Below are 20,166 nucleotides of genomic sequence, written 5' to 3' on the forward strand. Positions count from 1 at the left end.
ATTATTTGCCTCCTTCCTCAGAATTCTTCTTGGTTGGAAGGACTTCACCGCGGTAGATCCATACTTTTACGCCAAGCTTACCATAAGTAGTGTCTGCTTCAGCGTGCGCATAGTCGATGTCTGCGCGCAATGTATGGAGCGGAACAGTTCCTTCGCTATAGGACTCAGCACGGGCAATGTCAGCTCCGCCTAGACGTCCAGATACTTGAGTTTTGATCCCTTTAGCGCCTGCACGCATAGTACGTTGGATCGTTTGTTTTTGAGCACGGCGGAAAGATGCACGGTTTTCTAGCTGGCGTGCGATTCCTTCAGCGACCAATTTCGCATCAAGATCAGCTCTTTTGATTTCTACGATGTTGATGTGGACACGCTTGCCAGTCATCGAGTTCAGTTGCGTACGAAGTACTTCTACTTCAGAGCCACCTTTACCGATTACCATACCTGGCTTAGCAGTGTGGATTGTTACGTTTACACGGTTTGCAGCGCGCTCGATTTCGATTTTCGAAACTGAAGCTTCTTTCAAACGTGTTTCGATGTATTCACGGATTTTCAAATCTTCGTGAAGGAGTGTCGCGTAGTCTTTTTCAGCGTACCATTTCGACTCCCAATCACGGATGATTCCGATTCGCATTCCAATTGGATGAATTTTTTGTCCCACGAATTATCCCTCCTTCTTCTCAGATACCACTAGTGTGATGTGGCTTGTGCGTTTGTTGATCGCGCTTGCGCGTCCCATTGCACGTGGACGGAAACGCTTCAAAGTCGGCCCTTCGTCAACGAATACTTCGCTGATGACAAGGTTCTCGATGTTCATTTCGTAATTGTGTTCAGCGTTAGCAGCTGCAGATTTCAACAACTTCTCAACAACAATGGATGCTGCTTTAGGAGTGTGGTTCAAAATTGCGACCGCTTCACCGATTTGCTTGCCTCGGATTAAATCTACTACTAAACGGACTTTACGAGGAGCAATACGTACTGTTCTAGCAACAGCTTTTGCTTGCATGGGGAAATCCTCCTCTCAATTAACGTCTTGTTTTCTTATCGTCTGCACCATGGCTTGCGTATTTGCGCGTTGGGGCAAATTCACCAAGTTTATGGCCTACCATATCTTCAGTCACGTATACAGGGATGTGTTTGTGGCCATCGTATACTGCAATTGTTAGTCCGATGAATGTCGGGAAAATTGTAGAACGGCGAGACCAAGTTTTGATCACTTGTTTTTTCTCAGATTCCTTTTGCGCTTCGACTTTCTTCATAAGATGATCGTCTACAAAAGGTCCTTTTTTCAAGCTGCGACCCATTTGGGATCCTCCCTTCGTGATTGCACCACGGTTCGTATCGAGAACCGCAGCGAAATCAAATTATTTTTTGCGGCGACGTACGATGAATTTATCGGATTTGTTCGTTTTCTTACGTGTTTTGTATCCAAGAGTTGGTTTGCCCCATGGAGACATTGGAGATTTACGTCCGATTGGCGAACGTCCTTCACCACCACCGTGTGGGTGATCGTTCGGGTTCATGACAGATCCGCGGACAGTTGGGCGATTGCCTTTCCAGCGGTTACGTCCTGCTTTACCGATGTTGATCAATTCGTGCTGCTCGTTTCCGACAGCGCCGATAGTTGCGCGGCAAGTTGCAAGGATCATGCGAACTTCGCCTGATTGCAAGCGAACTGTTACGTATTTTCCTTCTTTACCAAGCACCTGTGCTGAAGCTCCTGCAGAACGTACCAATTGGCCGCCTCCGCCTGGTTTCAACTCGATGTTGTGGATAGTAGAACCCATTGGGATGTTGAGCAACGGCAAAGCATTACCTGCTTTGATGTCTGCTTCAGCCCCTGACATGATTTGCGTGCCAACCTGAACACCTTTAGGTGCAAGGATGTAACGTTTTTCTCCGTCAGCGTAATGGATAAGTGCGATGTTTGCAGAACGGTTCGGATCGTATTCGATCGTAGCAACGCGACCTGGAATGCCATCTTTGTTACGTTTGAAATCGATCACGCGGTATTGGCGCTTATGTCCGCCCCCGTGGTGGCGTACAGTGATTTTACCTTGGTTATTACGGCCGCCTTTACGCTTCGTCGGTTGCAAAAGCGACTTTTCAGGCTTGTTCGTTGTGATTTCAGCGAAATCCGAACTAGTCATGTTACGACGACCGTTAGTGGTAGGTTTATATTTTCTAATCCCCACGTTGTTTCCCTCCTTCTTTGATTAGTTCTTGTTCAGAACTTATGCAATTACATTTCGAATAGTTCGATGTCTTTTGAATCAGCAGTCAATTTCACGATCGCTTTACGGCGTTTGTTCGTGTAGCCTGCGTGTTTGCCCATGCGTTTGAATTTGCCTTTGTAGTTCATGATGTTGACTTTCTCAACTTGAACGCCGAAGACTTCCTGAACTGCATGTTTAACTTGAGTTTTGTTAGCGCGAACGTCCACTTCGAAAGTGTACTTCTTCTCCGCCATTACCTCAGAAGAACGCTCGGTAATGACTGGACGCTTTAGAATGTCACGTGCTTCCATTAACCAAGCACCTCCTCGATTTTTTCTACGGCTCCTTTAGTCATGACAACTTTGTCATGGCCAAGCAAGTCCAATACGTTGATTCCGTTTGCCGGAACAACTGTCATGCCTTTGATGTTGCGTGCAGATAGTGCCACGTTCTCATCAAGGTCAGCTGTTACGAACAACGCTTTCTTGCCCACAGACAAATCATTCACGAGTTTCGTGAATTCTTTTGTTTTTGGTGCTTCGAAAGCCAACCCTTCAAGTACCATCAGGTTCTCGTTTGCTACTGCCGAAGACAATGCAGAACGAAGAGCCAAGCGACGGACTTTTTTCGGAAGTTTGTAGCTATAGCTGCGTGGTGTCGGGCCGAATACGACACCGCCTCCACGCCATTGTGGTGAGCGGATCGAACCTTGGCGGGCACGTCCAGTTCCTTTTTGCTTCCATGGCTTTCTTCCGCCACCAGCTACTTCAGAACGGTTTTTAACTTTATGGTTACCTTGACGCAATGAAGCACGTTGTGCAACGACTGCATCAAAAAGTACAGATTCATTTGGTTCAATGCCGAAGACAAGATCGTTCAATTCGATATCGCCAACTTGTGAACCGGTTTGGTTTAGTAAAGCTACTTTAGGCATTCTTGTTTCCTCCTTTCTTCAAATGTGATTAGTTAGCTTTGATAGCCGACTTAACACGGATTAGTGATTTGCGTGCGCCAGGAACATTCCCTTTAATAAGAAGCAAGTTGCGCTCAGCATCCACTTTCACGATGTGAAGGTTTTGGATAGTGACCGTGTTGCCGCCCATTTGACCAGGCAATTTCTTCTGTTTGAATACGCGGTTCGGAGCAACAGGCCCCATTGAACCAGGACGACGGTGGTAGCGTGAACCGTGAGTCATCGGTCCGCGTGATTGTCCGTGGCGTTTGATAACACCTTGGAAACCTTTACCTTTCGTAGTTCCTGTTACATCTACTACATCGCCTTCTGCGAATACATCTACTTTGACTTCCTGACCAATCTCGTAATCAGCTAAGTTTACATTGCGAAGTTCGCGAATGAAGCGCTTAGGAGCAGTGTTTGCTTTTGCTACGTGGCCTTTCTCTGGTTTGTTCGAAAGCTTTTCGCGTTTGTCATCAAAACCAAGTTGTACCGATTCGTAGCCATCCACTTCAACTGTTTTTTTCTGAAGCACTACGTTTGGAGCAGCTTCGATTACAGTTACAGGGATCAAATCACCGTTCTCAGCAAAAACTTGCGTCATACCGATTTTTCTACCTAAGATTCCTTTGGTCATGTCGTCACACCTCCTGCAAAATTTTATGTTTTTTATTTTCGTTTACCAATTATAGTTTGATTTCAATATCAACGCCGGATGGTAGATCCAGTTTCATTAGCGCGTCAACAGTCTGTGGTGTCGGGTTAACGATATCGATCAGACGTTTGTGTGTGCGCATTTCGAATTGTTCGCGAGCATCTTTATATTTGTGGACAGCTCGCAAGATTGTGTAAACAGACTTTTCTGTCGGCAACGGTATCGGACCTGATACGCTAGCACCTGAACGTTTAGCAGTTTCAACAATCTTTTCAGCAGACTGATCCAGGATTCTGTGATCATATGCTTTCAAACGGATACGAATTTTTTGTTTTGCCATTATTTTCCCTCCCTTTTCGCCTATTTTTGGGATAGACTTCTCCACGAAAATTTTCCTCACACTCGCCATGGCAAAGCGGCCGGGTGTGTCGGTAACCTCTCGCTTCTTCGCAGTCAAAGACCAACATTCACCATTATACAAAATAAAAAAGAATTCCGCAAGACTTTGCACGAAATTCTTTTTCATTCGCTTTTACTAGTATAGCAGGATTCTTTTCAGTTTCAACCGATACGATAATAGTCGAAATCTTTCGGACTCATCCTAAAAACATGACGGCAATCCAGCCGAACAGGACGAGCGGGATATTGTAATGGATGAATGTCGGGACCACTGTATCCCAGATGTGATTGTGCTGTCCGTCGACATTAAGTCCCGCGGTCGGCCCAAGCGTCGAATCCGAAGCTGGCGACCCGGCATCGCCAAGTGCGCCCGCTGTCCCGATCAAAGCGATGATGGCCATCGTCGAGAATCCGAACTCGATACTGAGCGGAACGAAGATCGCGGCGATGATCGGGATCGTCGAGAACGACGAACCGATGCCCATCGTGACGAACAAGCCGACGATCAGCATGGCGAGTGCCGCCAGGCCTTTGTTGTCGCCGAAGATGGCCGCCGCATTCTCGACCAATGTGTCGATGGCACCGGTCGCTTGGATGACCGAAGCGAATCCGTTCGCTGAAATCATGACAAAACCGATGAAGGCCATCATGCGCATGCCTGCCGTCAGCACGTCGTCCGCTTCTTTCCATTTCATTGCCCCGAAGACGTAGAGGATGAGGATGCCGGCGAGTGCGCCGATGATCATCGAATCGCTTTGGATCTGCGCATAGAGCGCGGCGATCAACGCAATCACGGTCACGATGATGTCTTTGACAGAAGCGGTCCGTTTTGGAGTTTCTTCTATAGTACTGGCTGCTCTTACTTCGCGGTAGTCACGCGGCTTGCGGTAAGAAATGAAAACTGCGACGACTAAACCGAGGAACAAGCCGGCGACCGGCAGCGCCATCGCTTTCGGGATATCCGCCATATCGATCGGCATGCCCGCGAGTTCCATCTGCGTGGCGAGAATCTCGTGGAAGATCAACCCAAAGCCATACGGCAATAAGATATACGGCGCCGTCAGGCCGAATGTCAGGACGGAGGCGATAAGCCGGCGGTCGATGCGCAATTCATTCAGGATGTGCAGAATCGGCGGCACCAAGAGCGGGATAAAGGCGATGTGGATCGGGATCAAGTTTTGCGAGAAGATGGCCATCGCGAACAGCGCAAAGATGATAAGCGCCTTCGCCAAATTCTCGCGCGTCGCCTCCCCTTCTTTATTGACCAGTTTCAATACACCGGCAACGAGCAATTCCGGTATGCCGGTGCGCGAAATGGCGACGGCGAATCCGCCGAGCATGGCGTAGCTTAGTGCGATGGTTGCCCCCGCACCGAGACCGTCTGTATAGGAAGTCAAAGTTTCAGTGAAGCTGAGCCCCCCGCTTAGCCCACCGGCGAGTGCGCCGATCAATAAGGCAAAGACGACGTTGACACGAAGCAAGCTCAATATGAGCATCACTAAAACAGCGATAATAACTGCATTCATTGTTCATTTCTCCTTTAGTTTGCTAAAGCGTTAAAGCACTTTACTAAAGTAACAAATCTGCCCAATGATGTCAACACAGCGAAACGGCGATTTTATTCCACTAAAAAAACCACTCCCTGCCTCGTTATCCGAACAAGGGCAAAGAGCGGCGGTGCTTTATTGGGTTTGCTGCGTTTTTTCTTCGTATGCCTGGATGTAGGAATCGTATTGAATCGTCAAGGCGATTTCATCCCAGCCGTTCAACAGCATTTCTTTCCAGTACGGGTCGATATCGAATGAATAGCTGGCGCCGTCTTCCGCTGTCACCGTTTGGTGTTTCAGGTCGACGTCAAGGCGGTATGGTTCCTGTTTGCCTTTTTCCAACAAGGCCGTCACTTCCGCTTCATTGAGGCGGATCGGCAAGATGCCGTTTTTCACGCAGTTATTATAGAAGATATCCGCATAGCTTGGTGCAATGACGACACGGAAGCCATAGTCCAGAATGGCCCACGGCGCATGTTCACGGGAGGAACCACAGCCGAAGTTTTCCTGTGCCACAAGAATCTCGGAATCTCGGAAGCGCGGGTCGTTCAAGACAAAGTCTTGATTCGGTGTACCGTCAGCGTTAAAACGCCAATGATAGAACAAATACTTGCCGAACCCCGTGCGCTCGATGCGTTTGAGGAATTCCTTTGAAATGATTTGGTCGGTATCGACGTTTTTGCGGTCGAGCGGCGTCAAGACGCTCGAAATTTCATTGATGGGTTTCACATTCAGTTCCTCCTTCCGTTATGCCGAGGGCACAGGTTCTTTCATATAGTTGCGGACATCCGTCAAATGCCCCTCAATTGCAGCCGCTGCCGCCATTACGGGTGAGACCAAATGCGTCATGGAGCCTGCGCCTTGGCGCCCTTCAAAGTTGCGGTTGGAAGTAGATGCGCAACGTTCTCCTGCCGGTACGGCATCTTCGTTCATTGCGAGGCACATGCTGCAGCCTGTTTCGCGCCATTCAAAGCCTGCCTGCAAGAACACTTGGTCGAGCCCTTCCGCTTCAGCTGCACGCTTGACGGTTTCAGATCCCGGCACCACAATCGCCGTGACCGCCGGATGCACCGTTCTGCCTTTGACGATTTCGCTCGCTGCCCGCAAATCGCTGAGGCGCGCATTCGTGCATGAGCCGATAAAGACGTGCTGAATGGCGATGGAAGAGAGCGGGGCGCCTTCTTCTAACTGCATATAAGCAAGCGCTTGGCGCAAAGCGTCTCGGTCTTCCTGCTTGTCGTAATGCGCCGCTGTCGGCACGCGTTCGGCGATGCCTGAGCCCATCGACGGGTTGGTGCCCCATGTGACGAACGGGGAAATATCGTCCGCATGGATCGTGTGCGATATGTCGTAGCTTGCGCCTTCGTCTGTCGCCAGAGACAACCAACGTTCGGCTTCACGCTCAAACGCTTCGCCTTCTGGCACGTTTCTTCTACCGCGCAAATATTCGACTGTTGTTTCGTCTGGGCTGACAAGACCGGCGCGTGCCCCCGCTTCGATGGACATATTGCAGATCGTCATGCGTTCTTCCATCGACAAATTGCGGATCGCTTCTCCGGTGTATTCAATGATATGCCCGGTTCCCATATCGACACCGTATTTTGAGATGATCGCAAGGATCACGTCTTTTGCGGAAACGCCGAAACCCAGTTCGCCGTCGATGCGGATTTCCATCGTTTTCGGCTTGGACTGCCAAAGCGTTTGCGTCGACAAGACATGTTCCACTTCACTCGTCCCGATGCCAAACGCCAAAGCGCCGAACGCTCCGTGCGTGGACGTATGGCTATCGCCGCAGACGATCGTCTTGCCTGGCTGCGTGAGGCCGAGTTCCGGCCCGATGACGTGGACGATGCCTTGGTCGGGATGGTTGATCCCAGCGAGCGGAACGCCGAACTCGTCGCAGTTTTCCTGAAGCGTCTTGATCTGCTTGCGGGAAATCGGATCTTTGATCACGGAGCGGTTGCGCGTCGGCACGTTATGGTCCATAGTCGCAAAGCATAGGTCCGGGCGCCTTACTTTCCGGCCGTTCAAGCGCAAGCCTTCAAATGCCTGCGGAGAAGTGACTTCATGCAAGAGGTGAAGGTCGATATACAACAGGTCGGGTTTTCCCGGCTCTTCGAATACAATATGCTGCTCCCAGATTTTTTCAATAATCGTTTTTGCCATAGCAGAGTGCCCCTTCCATTTACACGTAGGAAAACATGATGTGTTCCGACACGAATTCCCGTTCCAATTCTTCGATCACTTTTTCCACGAATCGTTCTGTCGAGATGACTTTATTGCCGCAAGCCGACAAATCGCCTGTGCAATAGCCATCTTCCAAGACGCTCATGACCGCATCTTCAATTGCCGATGCTTCTGAATCCATGCCGAACGATTGGCGCAGCATCATCGCTGCCGACAACATCGCTGCCGATGGATTCGCTTTGTTTTGCCCTGCGATGTCCGGTGCCGAACCGTGTACCGGTTCGTACAAGCCGAAACCGTCTGAACGGATACTCGCGGACGGCAGCATGCCAAGCGAGCCGGTGATCACCGATGCTTCATCGCTCAAGATGTCGCCAAACATGTTCTCCGTTACCACGACGTCAAACGCCCGTGGGTTGGTAATCAATTTCATGGCCGCCGAATCGACCAGCATATGTTCGACTTCCACGTCCGGATAACCCGCCTTGCGTTCTTCGACGACTTTTCTCCATAGCTTGCTCGACTCCAAGACGTTCGCTTTATCGACTGAAGCCAATTTGCCGCGCCGCGAACGGGCCATTTCAAATGCCTGGTCGACGATGCGCTCGATTTCCGCCCGCGTGTAGACAAGTGTATCGACCGCGGAAGTTTCGTTATGGCGTTTCGGTTCTCCGAAATACAAGCCGCCGGTCAGTTCACGGACGATGACCATGTCCACTTCTCGCGCGATTTCTTCTTTTAGAGGAGAAGATCCGAGAAGTGCCGGTACCGCCTTGACCGGGCGGACGTTGGCAAATAAGCCGAAGTGTTTGCGGATATTCAACAGCCCTTTTTCCGGGCGCTGATCTGCCGGGTTGTTGTCCCATTTCGGGCCGCCCACCGCACCGAGGAGGATGGCATCGCTCGCTTCACACGCATCAACGGTTTCTTTTGGCAGCGGGTTGCCGAACTCATCGACTGCCGCTCCCCCGATGGCCGCGAATTTCCAATGGAATGTGTGCCCATAGCGCATCGCAATGGATTTCAGCACCTTTACTGCCGCCTCTGTTACTTCTGGTCCGATGCCGTCTCCTGGCAATACTGCGATTGTCTTTTCCATAGTAATTCCTCCTCTGTGGGTTTGCTTTTTTATACTGCTTGGATCTTTGTTTTATTTCCCTGTTTCACGAGCTGGCGGTTCACTGCGTTGAAATAAGCTTTCGCCGTCGCTTCCAAAACGTCTTGCGCGACGTCGCGGCCTGTCACGGTCTCTCCGTCATAGCTCATATTGATGACGGCTTCACCGAGTGCATCGCGGCCTTTGCCGATCGATGTCACGCGGTAGTCGAGTATATGCACTTTGCCTTCGACGATGCGTTCAAGCGTATTGAATATCGCTTCGACTGAACCGGAGCCGGTTGCCGCTTCGTGGATCATAGTGCCGTCCGGGCCGATTGCCGAGGCTGTCGCTGTCGGGATATTCGCTGTGCCGTATTGGACTTGCACGCTTTCAAGTTCGTAGACCGGTGTTTCGCTGTCATTGATTTGCTGGTCCGTCAGCAAGACAAACAAATCGTCTTCCGTAATCTGCTTTTTGCGGTCGGCGAGTTTCTTGAACTCGATGAATGCTTCGTTCAATTTAGCATCAGGCAACTCGAAGCCCATCTTCACTGCGCGGTCGCGGAATGCGTGCCTGCCGGAATGTTTGCCAAGCACCAACTCAGTTGCCGCATCGCCGATCAGTTCCGGCGTGATGATTTCATAGGTCAGCGGGTTTTTCAGCATGCCGTCCTGGTGGATGCCTGATTCATGCGCAAAGGCGTTCTTCCCGACGACTGCTTTATTCGGCTGGATGATGCTGCCCGTCAATTGGCTGACCAATTGGCTCGAGCGCTTGATTTCGTTCAAGTTAATGCCGGTTTCGATTTCATAGAATTGCTTGCGGATGTGGAGCGCTACCGCAATCTCTTCCAACGCCACGTTTCCTGCGCGTTCACCGATGCCGTTGATCGTGCCTTCGACTTGTGTCGCGCCGTTTTCAATCGCGGCGAGCGTATTCGCTGTCGCCATGCCAAGGTCGTTGTGGCAATGCGCGGACAGCTTGACGTTCTCGATGCCCGGTACGTTTTCCGTCATGTAACGGAACATCGCCCCGTATTCTTCCGGTGTCGCATAACCGACCGTATCCGGCAAATTGACGGTCGTGGCGCCCGCTTCGATGACTTTCTTGATGATGTGCGCCAAGAATTCCGGATCGGATCTTGAAGCATCTTCCGCCGACCACTGGACGAGCGGGAAGAATTTTTTCGCATAACGGACAGATTCGACAGCGATATCGACGACCTGTTCCGGTGTTTTCATCAATTTATGTTCCATATGGATGGGCGATGTCGCCAGGAAGATGTGGATATGTGGTTGTTCCGCACCCTTCAAGGCATCCCATGTCCGGTCGATATCCGCTTTCATGGAGCGGGACAGTCCCGTTACGATAGAGTTCTTCACCGTACCGGCTATCCGCTGCACTGCGTCGAAGTCTCCTGGCGATGAAGCCGGGAACCCCGATTCGATAATCGTCACGCCTAGACGTTCGAGCTGGCGGGCGATTTCGATTTTCTCAGCTGTATTCAAGTTGATCCCGGCCGACTGTTCTCCGTCCCGTAGTGTCGTATCGAAAATATCAATTTGAGACATTAGCAGCCACCTCTTTTGGTTTTTTGTTTTCATTGACAAATGGCATCATGGCACGCAATTCACGCCCGACTTGTTCGATTTGGTGTTCCGCTTCGGCGTTTTCGATCGCCGTGAATTCCGGGCGGTTCAATTGGTTCTCAAGCAACCAGCCTTTGGCGAATTTGCCGGTTTGGATATCCGTCAAGACGTCTTTCATGCGGGCTTTTGTATCGGCATCGACAATGCGCGGGCCGGATACGAAGTCTCCCCACTGCGCCGTATCGGAGATCGAGTAGCGCATGCCGGACATGCCGCCTTCATACATTAGGTCAACAATCAATTTCAGTTCGTGCAAGCATTCGAAGTATGCCAGTTCCGGCTGATAGCCCGCTTCCACCAATGTCTCGAATCCGGCTTTGACGAGCGACGTCACCCCGCCGCATAGTACCGCTTGTTCACCGAATAAGTCCGTTTCCGTTTCTTCTTTAAATGTCGTCTCGAGGATTCCGGCACGTGCAGCGCCGACGCCTTTTGCATAAGCCAAAGCGGTATCTTTCGCATTACCGGATACATCTTGATGTACCGCGAATAATGCCGGTACGCCTGCTCCTGCTTCGAACGTTCTGCGGACAAGATGTCCCGGTCCTTTCGGGGCGACAAGGAACACGTCCACATCTTTCGGCGGCACGATTTGGTTGAAATGAACGTTGAATCCATGTGCGAAGACCAGTGATTTGCCTGCCGTTAGATGCGGCTTGATCGACTCTTCGTAGATTTGTGTCTGGCGCTCATCCGGCACGAGGACCATGATGACGTCGCCCGCTTGCGCCGCTTCCGCTACTGTCGCCACTTCCAGGCCGTCTTGCTTTGCCTGGTCGAATGATTTGCCGGGTCTCACGCCGACCACTACTTTGAAGCCTGAATCGTTTAAGTTCTGCGCGTGTGCATGCCCTTGTGAACCGTAGCCGATCACCGCGATTGTTTGTCCTTTTAGAGCCTGATCGTTTACGTCTTGGTTATAATACATTTTTGCCATTTTTAATTTCCTCCTCGGGTTTTGGGTTTTTAGTTTAAAGGATGTTCAATTGCGGTGTATGGGCTTTTTGTGTTTCCCTGACAAAAGCGGATACGCCGGTTCTCGTTAATTCTTTGATGCCGTATGGCTTCATCAAATCGATGAAGGCTTCGATCTTCTCAGGGTCGCCTGTCACTTGGAACGTGGTGACGTTTTTGCTCATATCGACCACAGTCGCGCGGAACGGTTCCACGATGCTGTAAATCTCGCTGCGCGCAGCGGGCGGTGCGACTACTTTGATCAAGGCGAGCTCTCTCATGACCATCGCCTTATCGGTAATGTCATTGACTTTCAAGACGTCGATTTGCTTTTGCAGCTGTTTGAGCAATTGCTCAAGCTTCCCTTCATCTTCCACATTGACGACGAAGGTCATTTTGGAAATGCCTGCTTGCTCGGTATGCCCGACCGAAATGCTTTCTATATTGAATTGGCGTTTCATCAACAGCCCGGTGACTCGGTTCAAGACGCCGCTCTGGTTGATGACCGTCGTTGTGATTACTCGCTTCATTCGCCCTTCACCCCGATCATTTCGTTGAGCCCTTTGCCTGGCGCGACCATCGGGTACACGCATTCGAGTTGGATTACCCGGCAATCGATGAGCGCTGGGCCATCTGATTCAAACGCTTTTTGGAACACTTCTTCCGCTTCTTCCATCGTTTCGACTTTATAACCGTCGAGATCGTAAGCAGCTGCCAGTTTCACGAAATCCGGCTGCACCGGCATCATCGATTGGGAATAACGCTCCTCATAGAAGGTTTCCTGCCACTGGCGAACCATCCCAAGGCTTTGGTTGTTCAAGATGACAATTTTCACCGGCAACCGGTATTCCTGCAATAGCGATAATTCCTGCATCGTCATTTGGAAACCGGCATCGCCGACGACGGCAACCACCGTTTCTTCCGGTCTTGCGAATTTCGCCCCGATCGCTGCCGGAAAGCCGAAGCCCATCGTTCCAAGGCCGCCGGATGTCACCCAGTTATGCGGGTTGTTGAAGCGGTAGTACTGAGCCGTCCACATTTGGTGCTGGCCGACATCCGTCGTGACGATCGCGTCGCCACCGGTCAAACGATGGATCAATTCGACCGCTTGTTGCGGCATGATGCCAACACGTTCTTTTTGATGATACTGAAGCGGGTAGGCTTCTTGGTATGCATTCAGCTTGATGCGCCATTCTGTTGTATCCGGGCTCTCAAAATTGCTTTTCAATAGTTCCATCAGCGCTGCCTTGGCGTCCGATACAATTGGGATCGCTGTCGGGACGTTTTTCCCGATTTCCGCAGGATCGATATCGATATGGATGACTTCCGCATTCGGCGCAAACGATGCCAAGTTCCCCGTGAGCCTGTCATCAAAACGGGCACCGATATTAAGCAAGACATCACATTCGCAAATCGCCGTGTTCGCTGCATACGTTCCGTGCATGCCCCCCATGCCGAGGAACAATTCGTGATCGCCGCCGACTGTTCCGAGTCCAAGCAAGGTATTCACGATCGGGATTTGATGATGTTCCGCAAAAGCTTGAAGCTCTTCGGACGCTCTCGCTGCCAACACCCCGGCTCCTGCTAGAATCACCGGTTTTTTCGCTTTGGACAATAATTGCACTGCTTTTTGGATCTGCAGATAATTCGGCGAAATCGTCGGTTGATAGCCCGGCAAGTAAACATCTGCATCCGCTTGTTCTTCACTGCCGGCGAATAGCATCGTCGACACGTCTTTCGGGATATCGACGACAACCGGCCCCGGGCGCCCTGTCGATGCGATAAAGAATGCCTCTTTGATGATCCGCGGCAAGTCTTCCGCTTTTTTCACCTGGTAATTATGTTTCGTGATCGGTTGGGTGATGCTGACAATATCCGCTTCCTGGAAAGCATCGGTTCCGATGACCGATGTAGCCACTTGCCCGGTAAAGACGACGAGCGGCAATGAATCGAGCATGGCATCTGCAATCCCGGTGACGAGGTTCGTCGCCCCAGGCCCGGATGTGGCAATGACCACTCCTGCTTTTCCGGAAACTCTGGCGTAGCCTTCCGCTGCATGGATCGCGCCTTGTTCGTGCCTCGCTAATATGTGGCGGATCGGGTTTCGATGCAAAGCATCGTAGATTGGCAGAACCGCGCCTCCCGGGTAGCCAAAAATGATCTCAACACCCTGCTGTTTCAATGATTGAATTAATACGTCCGCCCCGCTGCCGGATAATCCTTGTTTGAGTTCTTCTCTGACCTTTACGTTTACTCCCAATCTTTCCGCCTCCTTCTTCTTAAGTCTTCGGAAGTAGCAAATGAAAAAGCTTTTCCATCCCTACACAAAGAAGACATCTTCTTTGCATAGGGATGAAAAAGCTTCATGGTACCACCCTATTTCACTGCGATTTGCAGCCTCTTGGATAATTGCTTATCCGCTGATAACGATAACCCGTCGCTTGCAGTCACCGGGAACACCTAGAAGGCCGAAGCCGTTCAGCATTCCACTCAGAGGGGATGTCGCATTTGGCAGCATTGCCGGCTTCCACCACCCCGGCTCTCTGTAAATGCTGTATTCCATTTGCTTTAACCTCGTCATTGAATTGATCATATGAATTTATACTACGTTTAGATGTTCTTCGTTATACACTTTGACGCCATCTTGCTGCACGAGCTCACGGAATGCTTCGAGAAGGTCATTCGTGACAGGTCCTGGCTTGCCGTCGCCGATTACGCGTCCATCGACTTTGATGACGGCGATGACTTCTGCTGCCGTCCCCGTCAGGAACACTTCGTCTGCAACGTAAACATCGTGTCTGGTAAAGACGCCTTCTTCCATTTGGTAGCCTTTTTCAGCTGCCACTTCCATGATCGCGTTGCGCGTGATTCCTTCTAGCGCCCCTACATATCCGGGAGGCGTCAGTAATTTGTTTTTGCGGACGATGAAGATATTATCGGCCGACCCTTCAGCCACGTAACCTTGATCGTTCAGCATAAGCGCTTCAGAAACACCAGCCAGGCTTGCTTCAATCTTCACTAGAATGTTGTTCATATAGTTCAGCGATTTTACTTTCGGGCTCAAGACATCTGAACGGCTTCTTCTGGAAGCAACTGAGACGATTTCAATGCCGCTGTCGTACAAGGCTTTCGGAAATAAAGAAAGCGGCTCTGCGATCACGATGACATTCGGCTTTGCACAGCTGAATGGATCGAGCCCCAAATTTCCGACCCCGCGTGAGACGACTAAGCGGATATACGCATCCTTCAATTTATTTTGCCGGAGCGTTTCCACGACCAGCTGCGTCATTTCTTCGAAAGTGTGCGGAATTTCAAGCATCACTGATTTAGCCGAATCGTAAAGGCGCTCCAGGTGTTCTTCTAAGCGAAAGACATTTCCGTTGTAAGAACGAATGCCTTCGAAGACTCCGTCGCCATATAGGAAGCCATGATCGTAAACCGAAACCTTGGCATCTTCCTTTTTTACAAATTCACCATTCATATAGATTACTTGTTCAGTCATGATGTCCACTTCTTTCTCCGAAATTTTTTATAAGGATTGGCGCTGCAAATGCTTTGTTCTGTTAAATTGTTGCTATCATATCGCCTATTCCAAAGGGTGTCAACAAACAAAATGCGATTTTTTCGCTAATTCTGAACATTGAAATCATTTGTATCCGTTTACATTGCTTTAGTGGCGCGGTTTCAAATGTTTTTAAAAAAGTTTGAATATTTTATAGAAATGCGATATATTGCGTATAAAAAATAGGCGCCTGCCTTCTAACCGTTAGCTTATAATGAAAATGCCCCCGCAAGCACGTAGATCTGTCGAGCCTGTAAACTCCATCGTCCTGTCACACAATGTTCGTTTTTATTTTAGAAAAACGCAAAAAAATCCCCTAACTCATAATGAGTTAGGGGATTAAAACACAAGCGAATTACTTCTGGATAGAAGCTACAACGCCAGCGCCTACAGTACGTCCACCCTCACGGATAGAGAACTTAGTACCTTCTTCAAGAGCGATTGGTGAGATAAGCTCAACATCCATTTCGATGTTGTCGCCAGGCATAACCATTTCTACTCCTTCAGGAAGGTTACAAACGCCAGTTACGTCAGTTGTACGGAAGTAGAACTGCGGACGGTAGTTTGTGAAGAATGGAGTGTGACGTCCACCCTCTTCTTTTGAAAGAACATAAACTTCAGCTTTGAAGTTTGTGTGTGGCGTGATTGTGCCTGGTTTAGCAAGAACTTGTCCACGCTGAACGTCGTCACGGGAGATTCCGCGAAGAAGTGCGCCGATGTTGTCGCCAGCTTCAGCATAGTCAAGCAATTTGCGGAACATTTCTACGCCTGTAACAGTTGTAGATTTTGGCTCTTCAGTAAGACCGATGATGTCAACGTTATCGCCGACTTTGATTTGTCCACGCTCAACACGGCCAGTTGCAACTGTACCACGGCCAGTGATTGAGAATACGTCCTCAACTGGCATCATGAATGGCTTGTCAGTGTCGCGTTCTGGAGTTGGGATGTACTCATCAACAGCAGCCATCAACTCAAGAATTTTTTCTTCCCATTCTGGCTCGCCTTCAAGGGCTTTAAGCGCAGAACCTTTGATGACTGGGATGTCATCGCCAGGGAAGTCATATTCAGACAATAGGTCGCGAACTTCCATTTCAACTAGTTCAAGAAGCTCTTCGTCGTCTACCATGTCGCATTTGTTCATGAATACTACAAGGTAAGGTACGCCTACTTGACGTGAAAGCAAGATGTGCTCACGAGTTTGTGGCATTGGGCCGTCAGCAGCAGATACTACTAGGATCCCGCCGTCCATTTGTGCAGCGCCAGTGATCATGTTTTTGACATAGTCAGCGTGACCTGGGCAGTCAACGTGTGCATAGTGGCGTGTTTCAGTTTCGTACTCAACGTGAGAAGTGTTGATTGTGATACCGCGCTCTTTTTCTTCAGGTGCGTTATCGATTTGGTCGTAAGAACGAGCTTCCCCGCCTGATGCTCTAGCAAGAACTGTAGCGATTGCTGCAGTCAAAGTTGTTTTACCATGGTCAACGTGTCCGATTGTACCAATGTTAGCGTGTGTTTTAGAACGGTCAAATTTAGCTTTACCCATTAGAAAAATCCTCCTCAGAATGTAAGTTAATAATAGTCGTTTGAGTACCCAAACTGCAGCGGACTGCAGATTGGGCGTACAAACTATTTATACTTGATTAAAGGTCAAAATTCAATTATTGGCCTTTATTTTTCTTGATAATTTCTTCAGCGATGGATTTCGGCACTTCTTCGTAGTGGTCGAAGTGCATAGAGAACACACCGCGGCCTTGCGTGTTAGAACGCAAGTTTGTTGCATAACCGAACATTTCAGAAAGTGGAACCATTGAACGGACAACTTGTGCGTTTCCGCGAGCGTCCATACCTTCTACGCGTCCACGGCGAGACGTAACGTCACCCATGATATCGCCAAGGTATTCCTCAGGGATTACAATTTCAACTTTCATGATCGGCTCAAGGATTACCGGGTTAACTTTTGATACAGCGTTTTTCAGTGCCATAGAAGCAGCAACTTTAAACGCCATCTCGTTGGAGTCAACATCATGGTAAGATCCGTCGAACAAACGAGCTTTAATGTCGATCAATGGATAACCGGCAACTACACCGTTATCAAGTGAGTCGCGAAGACCCGCTTCAACTGCTGGGATGTATTCACGTGGAACAACACCACCGACAATTCCATTTTCGAACTCAAAGCCAGCGCCTTCTTCGTTTGGAGAGAATTCGATCCAAACGTGTCCGAACTGACCACGTCCACCGGATTGACGTACGAATTTCCCTTCAACTTTTGCAGACTGGCGGAATGTCTCACGGTAAGATACCTGAGGAGCTCCGACGTTTGCTTCAACGTTGAATTCACGTTTCATACGGTCAACTAGGATATCAAGGTGAAGTTCACCCATACCAGCGATGATCGTTTGGCCAGTTTCCTGGTCTGTATGCGCACGGAAAGTTGGGTCTTCTTCTTGCAATTTCGCAAGGGCTTGGCCCATCTTGTCTTGGTCCGCTTTGGATTTCGGCTCTACTGAAAGTGAGATAACCGGTTCCGGGAAGACCATGCGCTCAAGGATTACTTGGTCTTTCTCGTCGCATAGCGTATCGCCTGTTGAAGTATCTTTCAGGCCGATCGCAGCAGCGATATCCCCGCAGTATACTTCAGCGATCTCTTCACGGGAGTTTGCGTGCATTTGCAGGATACGTCCCACGCGCTCACGCTTGCCTTTAGAAGAGTTTTGAACGTATGAACCAGATTTCAAAGTACCGGAGTAAACACGGAAGAACGTCAATTTCCCTACATACGGGTCTGTCATTACTTTAAATGCCAGAGCAGAGAAAGGCTCGTCTTCAGATGCTTTACGCAATACTTCTTCGTCTGAATCCGGACGCACCGCTGTCATTGGCGGTACATCTAGTGGAGATGGCAGGTAATCAATTACTGCATCAAGCATCAATTGAACACCTTTGTTTTTGAAAGCAGTTCCGCAAACTACTGGGTAGAACTCAACGTCAAGCGTTCCTTTACGGATTGCAGCTTTAAGTTCGTCAACAGTAAGTTCTTCACCGCCAAGGTATTTTTCCATCAAGTCTTCATCAAGCTCAGCGACTGCTTCTACCAATTTCGTGTGGTATTCTTCCGCTTGCTCTTTGTACTCTTCAGGAATTTCCCCTTCAGTGATTTCAGTTCCCAAATCGTTAGCGTAGAAACGCGCATTCATGTTTACAAGGTCAATGATCCCTGAGAACTCGTCTTCTGCGCCGATTGGCAATTGAATCGGGTGTGCGTTAGCTTGCAGGCGATCGTGAAGAGTGCCTACTGAATACAGGAAGTCAGCGCCGATTTTATCCATTTTGTTAATGAATACCAAACGCGGGACTCCGTATGTTGTCGCTTGGCGCCATACAGTTTCTGTTTGCGGCTCAACGCCTGATTGGGCATCAAGAACCGTTACAGCACCATCAAGTACACGCAATGAACGTTCAACTTCAACCGTGAAGTCTACGTGTCCAGGAGTATCGATGATGTTAACACGGTGGCCTTCCCATGAAGCTGTTGTCGCAGCAGATGTGATCGTGATTCCACGCTCTTGCTCCTGCTCCATCCAGTCCATTTGAGAAGCACCTTCGTGCGTTTCGCCGATTTTATGGATACGGCCTGTGTAATACAAAATACGCTCCGTAGTAGTCGTTTTACCGGCATCGATGTGAGCCATGATTCCGATATTACGTGTATGGTCTAAGGAGAACTCTCTAGGCATATGGTCTTTCTCCTTCCGTCTCGAAATAAGATTTTAAGTGTCGCAAGAATTTACCAGCGGTAATGAGCAAATGCTTTGTTGGCTTCTGCCATTTTGTGGATATCTTCACGTTTTTTGACGGAAGCACCAGTATTGTTGGCAGCATCTAGGATTTCGTTAGCTAGACGCTCTTCCATAGTTTTTTCCCCACGAAGACGTGAGTAGTTTACTAGGTAGCGAAGTCCAAGAGTCGTACGGCGTTCTGGACGAACTTCAACTGGTACTTGGTAGTTGGCACCACCAACACGGCGAGCGCGAACTTCAAGAACCGGCATGATGTTTTCCAAAGCTTGTTCGAATACTTCGATCGGATCTTTCCCGCTGCGTTCTTTAATTAGTTCGAACGCACCGTAGAGGATCTTTTGTGAAGTACCTCTTTTTCCGTCAACCATCAATTTGTTAATTAGACGAGTTACCAATTTCGAACTATAAATCGGATCTGGCAACACGTCACGTTTAGCTACAGGACCTTTACGAGGCATGTATGTTCCTCCTTTCAACGAAAACTATCGTTAATTCATTGTTATTATTTTTTTGCTTTAGGGCGTTTTGTTCCATATTTAGAGCGTCCTTGCATACGGCCGTTTACTCCAGCAGTATCAAGTGCGCCGCGTACAACATGGTAACGTACACCCGGAAGGTCTTTTACGCGTCCTCCGCGGATAAGAACAACACTGTGCTCTTGAAGGTTGTGGCCTTCGCCGCCGATATATGCATTGACCTCAATTTGGTTTGTCAAACGTACACGCGCGTATTTACGCAATGCGGAGTTTGGTTTTTTAGGTGTCATCGTTCCAACACGTGTGCAGACGCCGCGTTTTTGCGGAGAGCTCAAGTTAGTCTGTGACTTTTTGAAGCTGTTATACCCCTTGTTCAACGCTGGTGAGTCTGATTTAGTGCTTTTCGGTTTACGAGGCTTGTTAACCAATTGGTTAATAGTAGGCATCGATTTTTCCTCCTCTCAAAAGGTGTTCTAATACCACATATCCAGGTGGTTCATTTTTGGGTAAAAAACAAAGTCTTTGTGATTTCACACAAAAACCGGTATCCAGTAATGCCATAATGGCTACATCCAGCAAAGCTGAACGCTTTTACTGTTTTTGCTTCGTACCTGATGATCATATTCCTGACATGCAAAGATCGATAATCATCAACCCTTAATATACTATC

The 20,166-nt window shown here is 49.2% G+C and carries 21 protein-coding genes; all 21 read right to left on the reverse strand.

Translation table 11 applies throughout. From position 1 onward, the window contains the following. Position 1: 1 nt before the first annotated feature. The gene (gene rpsC, locus AB9R92_RS00455) at positions 2-658 is read right to left on the reverse strand and encodes a 30S ribosomal protein S3 (RefSeq protein WP_370667609.1); all 657 of its coding nucleotides are present in this window, start codon (positions 656-658) and stop codon (positions 2-4) included. Positions 659-661: 3 nt separating this feature from the next. Next, positions 662-1,003, reverse strand: coding sequence for a 50S ribosomal protein L22 (gene rplV / locus AB9R92_RS00460; RefSeq protein ID WP_058382159.1), 342 nt, complete (start codon positions 1,001-1,003; stop codon positions 662-664). Positions 1,004-1,022: 19 nt separating this feature from the next. After that, on the reverse strand, positions 1,023-1,301 hold the full coding sequence (gene rpsS, locus AB9R92_RS00465; RefSeq protein ID WP_058382160.1) for a 30S ribosomal protein S19: 279 nt from the start codon (positions 1,299-1,301) through the stop codon (positions 1,023-1,025). A 60-nt stretch (positions 1,302-1,361) separates the two neighbouring features. Next, positions 1,362-2,192 carry a 50S ribosomal protein L2 gene (gene rplB, locus AB9R92_RS00470; RefSeq protein ID WP_370667610.1) on the reverse strand — a complete coding sequence of 277 codons (831 nt, stop codon included), beginning with the start codon at positions 2,190-2,192 and terminating at the stop codon, positions 1,362-1,364. Positions 2,193-2,239: 47 nt separating this feature from the next. Beyond that, positions 2,240-2,524, reverse strand: coding sequence for a 50S ribosomal protein L23 (gene rplW, locus AB9R92_RS00475; protein WP_058382162.1), 285 nt, complete (start codon positions 2,522-2,524; stop codon positions 2,240-2,242). After that, a complete protein-coding gene (gene rplD, locus AB9R92_RS00480; RefSeq protein ID WP_370667611.1) occupies positions 2,524-3,147 on the reverse strand; it encodes a 50S ribosomal protein L4 in 624 nt (207 codons plus the stop codon). The genes rplW and rplD overlap by 1 nt, the downstream gene beginning before the upstream one ends. Before the next feature lie 28 nt (positions 3,148-3,175). Beyond that, positions 3,176-3,805 carry a 50S ribosomal protein L3 gene (gene rplC / locus AB9R92_RS00485; protein ID WP_058382164.1) on the reverse strand — a complete coding sequence of 210 codons (630 nt, stop codon included), beginning with the start codon at positions 3,803-3,805 and terminating at the stop codon, positions 3,176-3,178. Between the two features lie 49 nt (positions 3,806-3,854). Beyond that, positions 3,855-4,163, reverse strand: coding sequence for a 30S ribosomal protein S10 (gene rpsJ, locus AB9R92_RS00490; protein ID WP_068459695.1), 309 nt, complete (start codon positions 4,161-4,163; stop codon positions 3,855-3,857). 256 nt (positions 4,164-4,419) lie between these two features. Next, positions 4,420-5,748: a Na+/H+ antiporter family protein gene (locus tag AB9R92_RS00495; RefSeq protein WP_370667612.1), complete on the reverse strand. Its 1,329-nt coding sequence runs from the start codon at positions 5,746-5,748 to the stop codon at positions 4,420-4,422. Between the two features lie 156 nt (positions 5,749-5,904). Further along, a complete protein-coding gene (gene leuD / locus AB9R92_RS00500) occupies positions 5,905-6,498 on the reverse strand; it encodes a 3-isopropylmalate dehydratase small subunit (RefSeq protein ID WP_370667613.1) in 594 nt (197 codons plus the stop codon). Between the two features lie 18 nt (positions 6,499-6,516). Next, complete coding sequence (gene leuC / locus AB9R92_RS00505; protein ID WP_370667614.1) at positions 6,517-7,935, reverse strand: 3-isopropylmalate dehydratase large subunit; 1,419 nt, start codon at positions 7,933-7,935, stop codon at positions 6,517-6,519. 19 nt (positions 7,936-7,954) lie between these two features. Next, positions 7,955-9,055 (reverse strand): 3-isopropylmalate dehydrogenase, encoded by a 1,101-nt coding sequence (leuB, locus tag AB9R92_RS00510; RefSeq protein WP_370667615.1) that lies wholly within the window; start codon positions 9,053-9,055, stop codon positions 7,955-7,957. A gap of 29 nt (positions 9,056-9,084) precedes the next feature. Further along, positions 9,085-10,626, reverse strand: coding sequence for a 2-isopropylmalate synthase (locus tag AB9R92_RS00515; RefSeq protein WP_370667616.1), 1,542 nt, complete (start codon positions 10,624-10,626; stop codon positions 9,085-9,087). Continuing rightward, complete coding sequence (gene ilvC, locus AB9R92_RS00520; RefSeq protein WP_068871342.1) at positions 10,613-11,641, reverse strand: ketol-acid reductoisomerase; 1,029 nt, start codon at positions 11,639-11,641, stop codon at positions 10,613-10,615. Before ilvC ends, AB9R92_RS00515 begins: the two co-directional genes overlap by 14 nt. Positions 11,642-11,675: 34 nt before the next feature. Then, positions 11,676-12,188 (reverse strand): acetolactate synthase small subunit, encoded by a 513-nt coding sequence (gene ilvN / locus AB9R92_RS00525; RefSeq protein WP_068871340.1) that lies wholly within the window; start codon positions 12,186-12,188, stop codon positions 11,676-11,678. After that, positions 12,185-13,918 (reverse strand): biosynthetic-type acetolactate synthase large subunit, encoded by a 1,734-nt coding sequence (gene ilvB, locus AB9R92_RS00530; RefSeq protein ID WP_370667617.1) that lies wholly within the window; start codon positions 13,916-13,918, stop codon positions 12,185-12,187. The genes ilvN and ilvB overlap by 4 nt, the downstream gene beginning before the upstream one ends. 339 nt (positions 13,919-14,257) lie before the next feature. Continuing rightward, entirely contained in the window at positions 14,258-15,160 is a 903-nt protein-coding gene (gene ilvE / locus AB9R92_RS00535) for a branched-chain-amino-acid transaminase (protein ID WP_058382173.1), read from the reverse strand. Positions 15,161-15,575: 415 nt separating this feature from the next. Next, positions 15,576-16,763 carry an elongation factor Tu gene (tuf, locus tag AB9R92_RS00540; RefSeq protein ID WP_370667618.1) on the reverse strand — a complete coding sequence of 396 codons (1,188 nt, stop codon included), beginning with the start codon at positions 16,761-16,763 and terminating at the stop codon, positions 15,576-15,578. Positions 16,764-16,878: 115 nt separating this feature from the next. Further along, complete coding sequence (fusA, locus tag AB9R92_RS00545; RefSeq protein WP_370667619.1) at positions 16,879-18,957, reverse strand: elongation factor G; 2,079 nt, start codon at positions 18,955-18,957, stop codon at positions 16,879-16,881. A 50-nt stretch (positions 18,958-19,007) separates the two neighbouring features. Then, positions 19,008-19,478, reverse strand: coding sequence for a 30S ribosomal protein S7 (rpsG, locus tag AB9R92_RS00550; protein ID WP_058382176.1), 471 nt, complete (start codon positions 19,476-19,478; stop codon positions 19,008-19,010). A 44-nt stretch (positions 19,479-19,522) separates the two neighbouring features. Next, on the reverse strand, positions 19,523-19,942 hold the full coding sequence (rpsL, locus tag AB9R92_RS00555) for a 30S ribosomal protein S12 (protein ID WP_058382177.1): 420 nt from the start codon (positions 19,940-19,942) through the stop codon (positions 19,523-19,525). Positions 19,943-20,166 lie beyond the last annotated feature (224 nt).

Origin of the sequence: Planococcus sp. SSTMD024 (assembly GCF_041320495.1) — a bacterium.
Classification (GTDB): Bacteria; Bacillota; Bacilli; order Bacillales_A; family Planococcaceae; genus Planococcus.

Bases quoted from the DNA above. Each gene is read 5' to 3' on its own strand.
- rpsS (WP_058382160.1), bottom strand. From the start codon at position 1,301: ATGGGTCGCAGCTTGAAAAAAGGACCTTTTGTAGACGATCATCTTATG.
- tuf (WP_370667618.1), bottom strand. From the start codon at position 16,763: ATGGGTAAAGCTAAATTTGACCGTTCTAAAACACACGCTAACATTGGT.
- rplW (WP_058382162.1), bottom strand. From the start codon at position 2,524: ATGGAAGCACGTGACATTCTAAAGCGTCCAGTCATTACCGAGCGTTCT.
- rplD (WP_370667611.1), bottom strand. From the start codon at position 3,147: ATGCCTAAAGTAGCTTTACTAAACCAAACCGGTTCACAAGTTGGCGAT.
- ilvE (WP_058382173.1), bottom strand. From the start codon at position 15,160: ATGACTGAACAAGTAATCTATATGAATGGTGAATTTGTAAAAAAGGAA.
- rplC (WP_058382164.1), bottom strand. From the start codon at position 3,805: ATGACCAAAGGAATCTTAGGTAGAAAAATCGGTATGACGCAAGTTTTT.
- rpsG (WP_058382176.1), bottom strand. From the start codon at position 19,478: ATGCCTCGTAAAGGTCCTGTAGCTAAACGTGACGTGTTGCCAGATCCG.
- fusA (WP_370667619.1), bottom strand. From the start codon at position 18,957: ATGCCTAGAGAGTTCTCCTTAGACCATACACGTAATATCGGAATCATG.
- AB9R92_RS00515 (WP_370667616.1), bottom strand. From the start codon at position 10,626: ATGTCTCAAATTGATATTTTCGATACGACACTACGGGACGGAGAACAG.
- rpsJ (WP_068459695.1), bottom strand. From the start codon at position 4,163: ATGGCAAAACAAAAAATTCGTATCCGTTTGAAAGCATATGATCACAGA.
- AB9R92_RS00495 (WP_370667612.1), bottom strand. From the start codon at position 5,748: ATGAATGCAGTTATTATCGCTGTTTTAGTGATGCTCATATTGAGCTTG.
- rpsL (WP_058382177.1), bottom strand. From the start codon at position 19,942: ATGCCTACTATTAACCAATTGGTTAACAAGCCTCGTAAACCGAAAAGC.
- ilvN (WP_068871340.1), bottom strand. From the start codon at position 12,188: ATGAAGCGAGTAATCACAACGACGGTCATCAACCAGAGCGGCGTCTTG.
- rplV (WP_058382159.1), bottom strand. From the start codon at position 1,003: ATGCAAGCAAAAGCTGTTGCTAGAACAGTACGTATTGCTCCTCGTAAA.
- leuB (WP_370667615.1), bottom strand. From the start codon at position 9,055: ATGGAAAAGACAATCGCAGTATTGCCAGGAGACGGCATCGGACCAGAA.
- ilvC (WP_068871342.1), bottom strand. From the start codon at position 11,641: ATGGCAAAAATGTATTATAACCAAGACGTAAACGATCAGGCTCTAAAA.
- leuC (WP_370667614.1), bottom strand. From the start codon at position 7,935: ATGGCAAAAACGATTATTGAAAAAATCTGGGAGCAGCATATTGTATTC.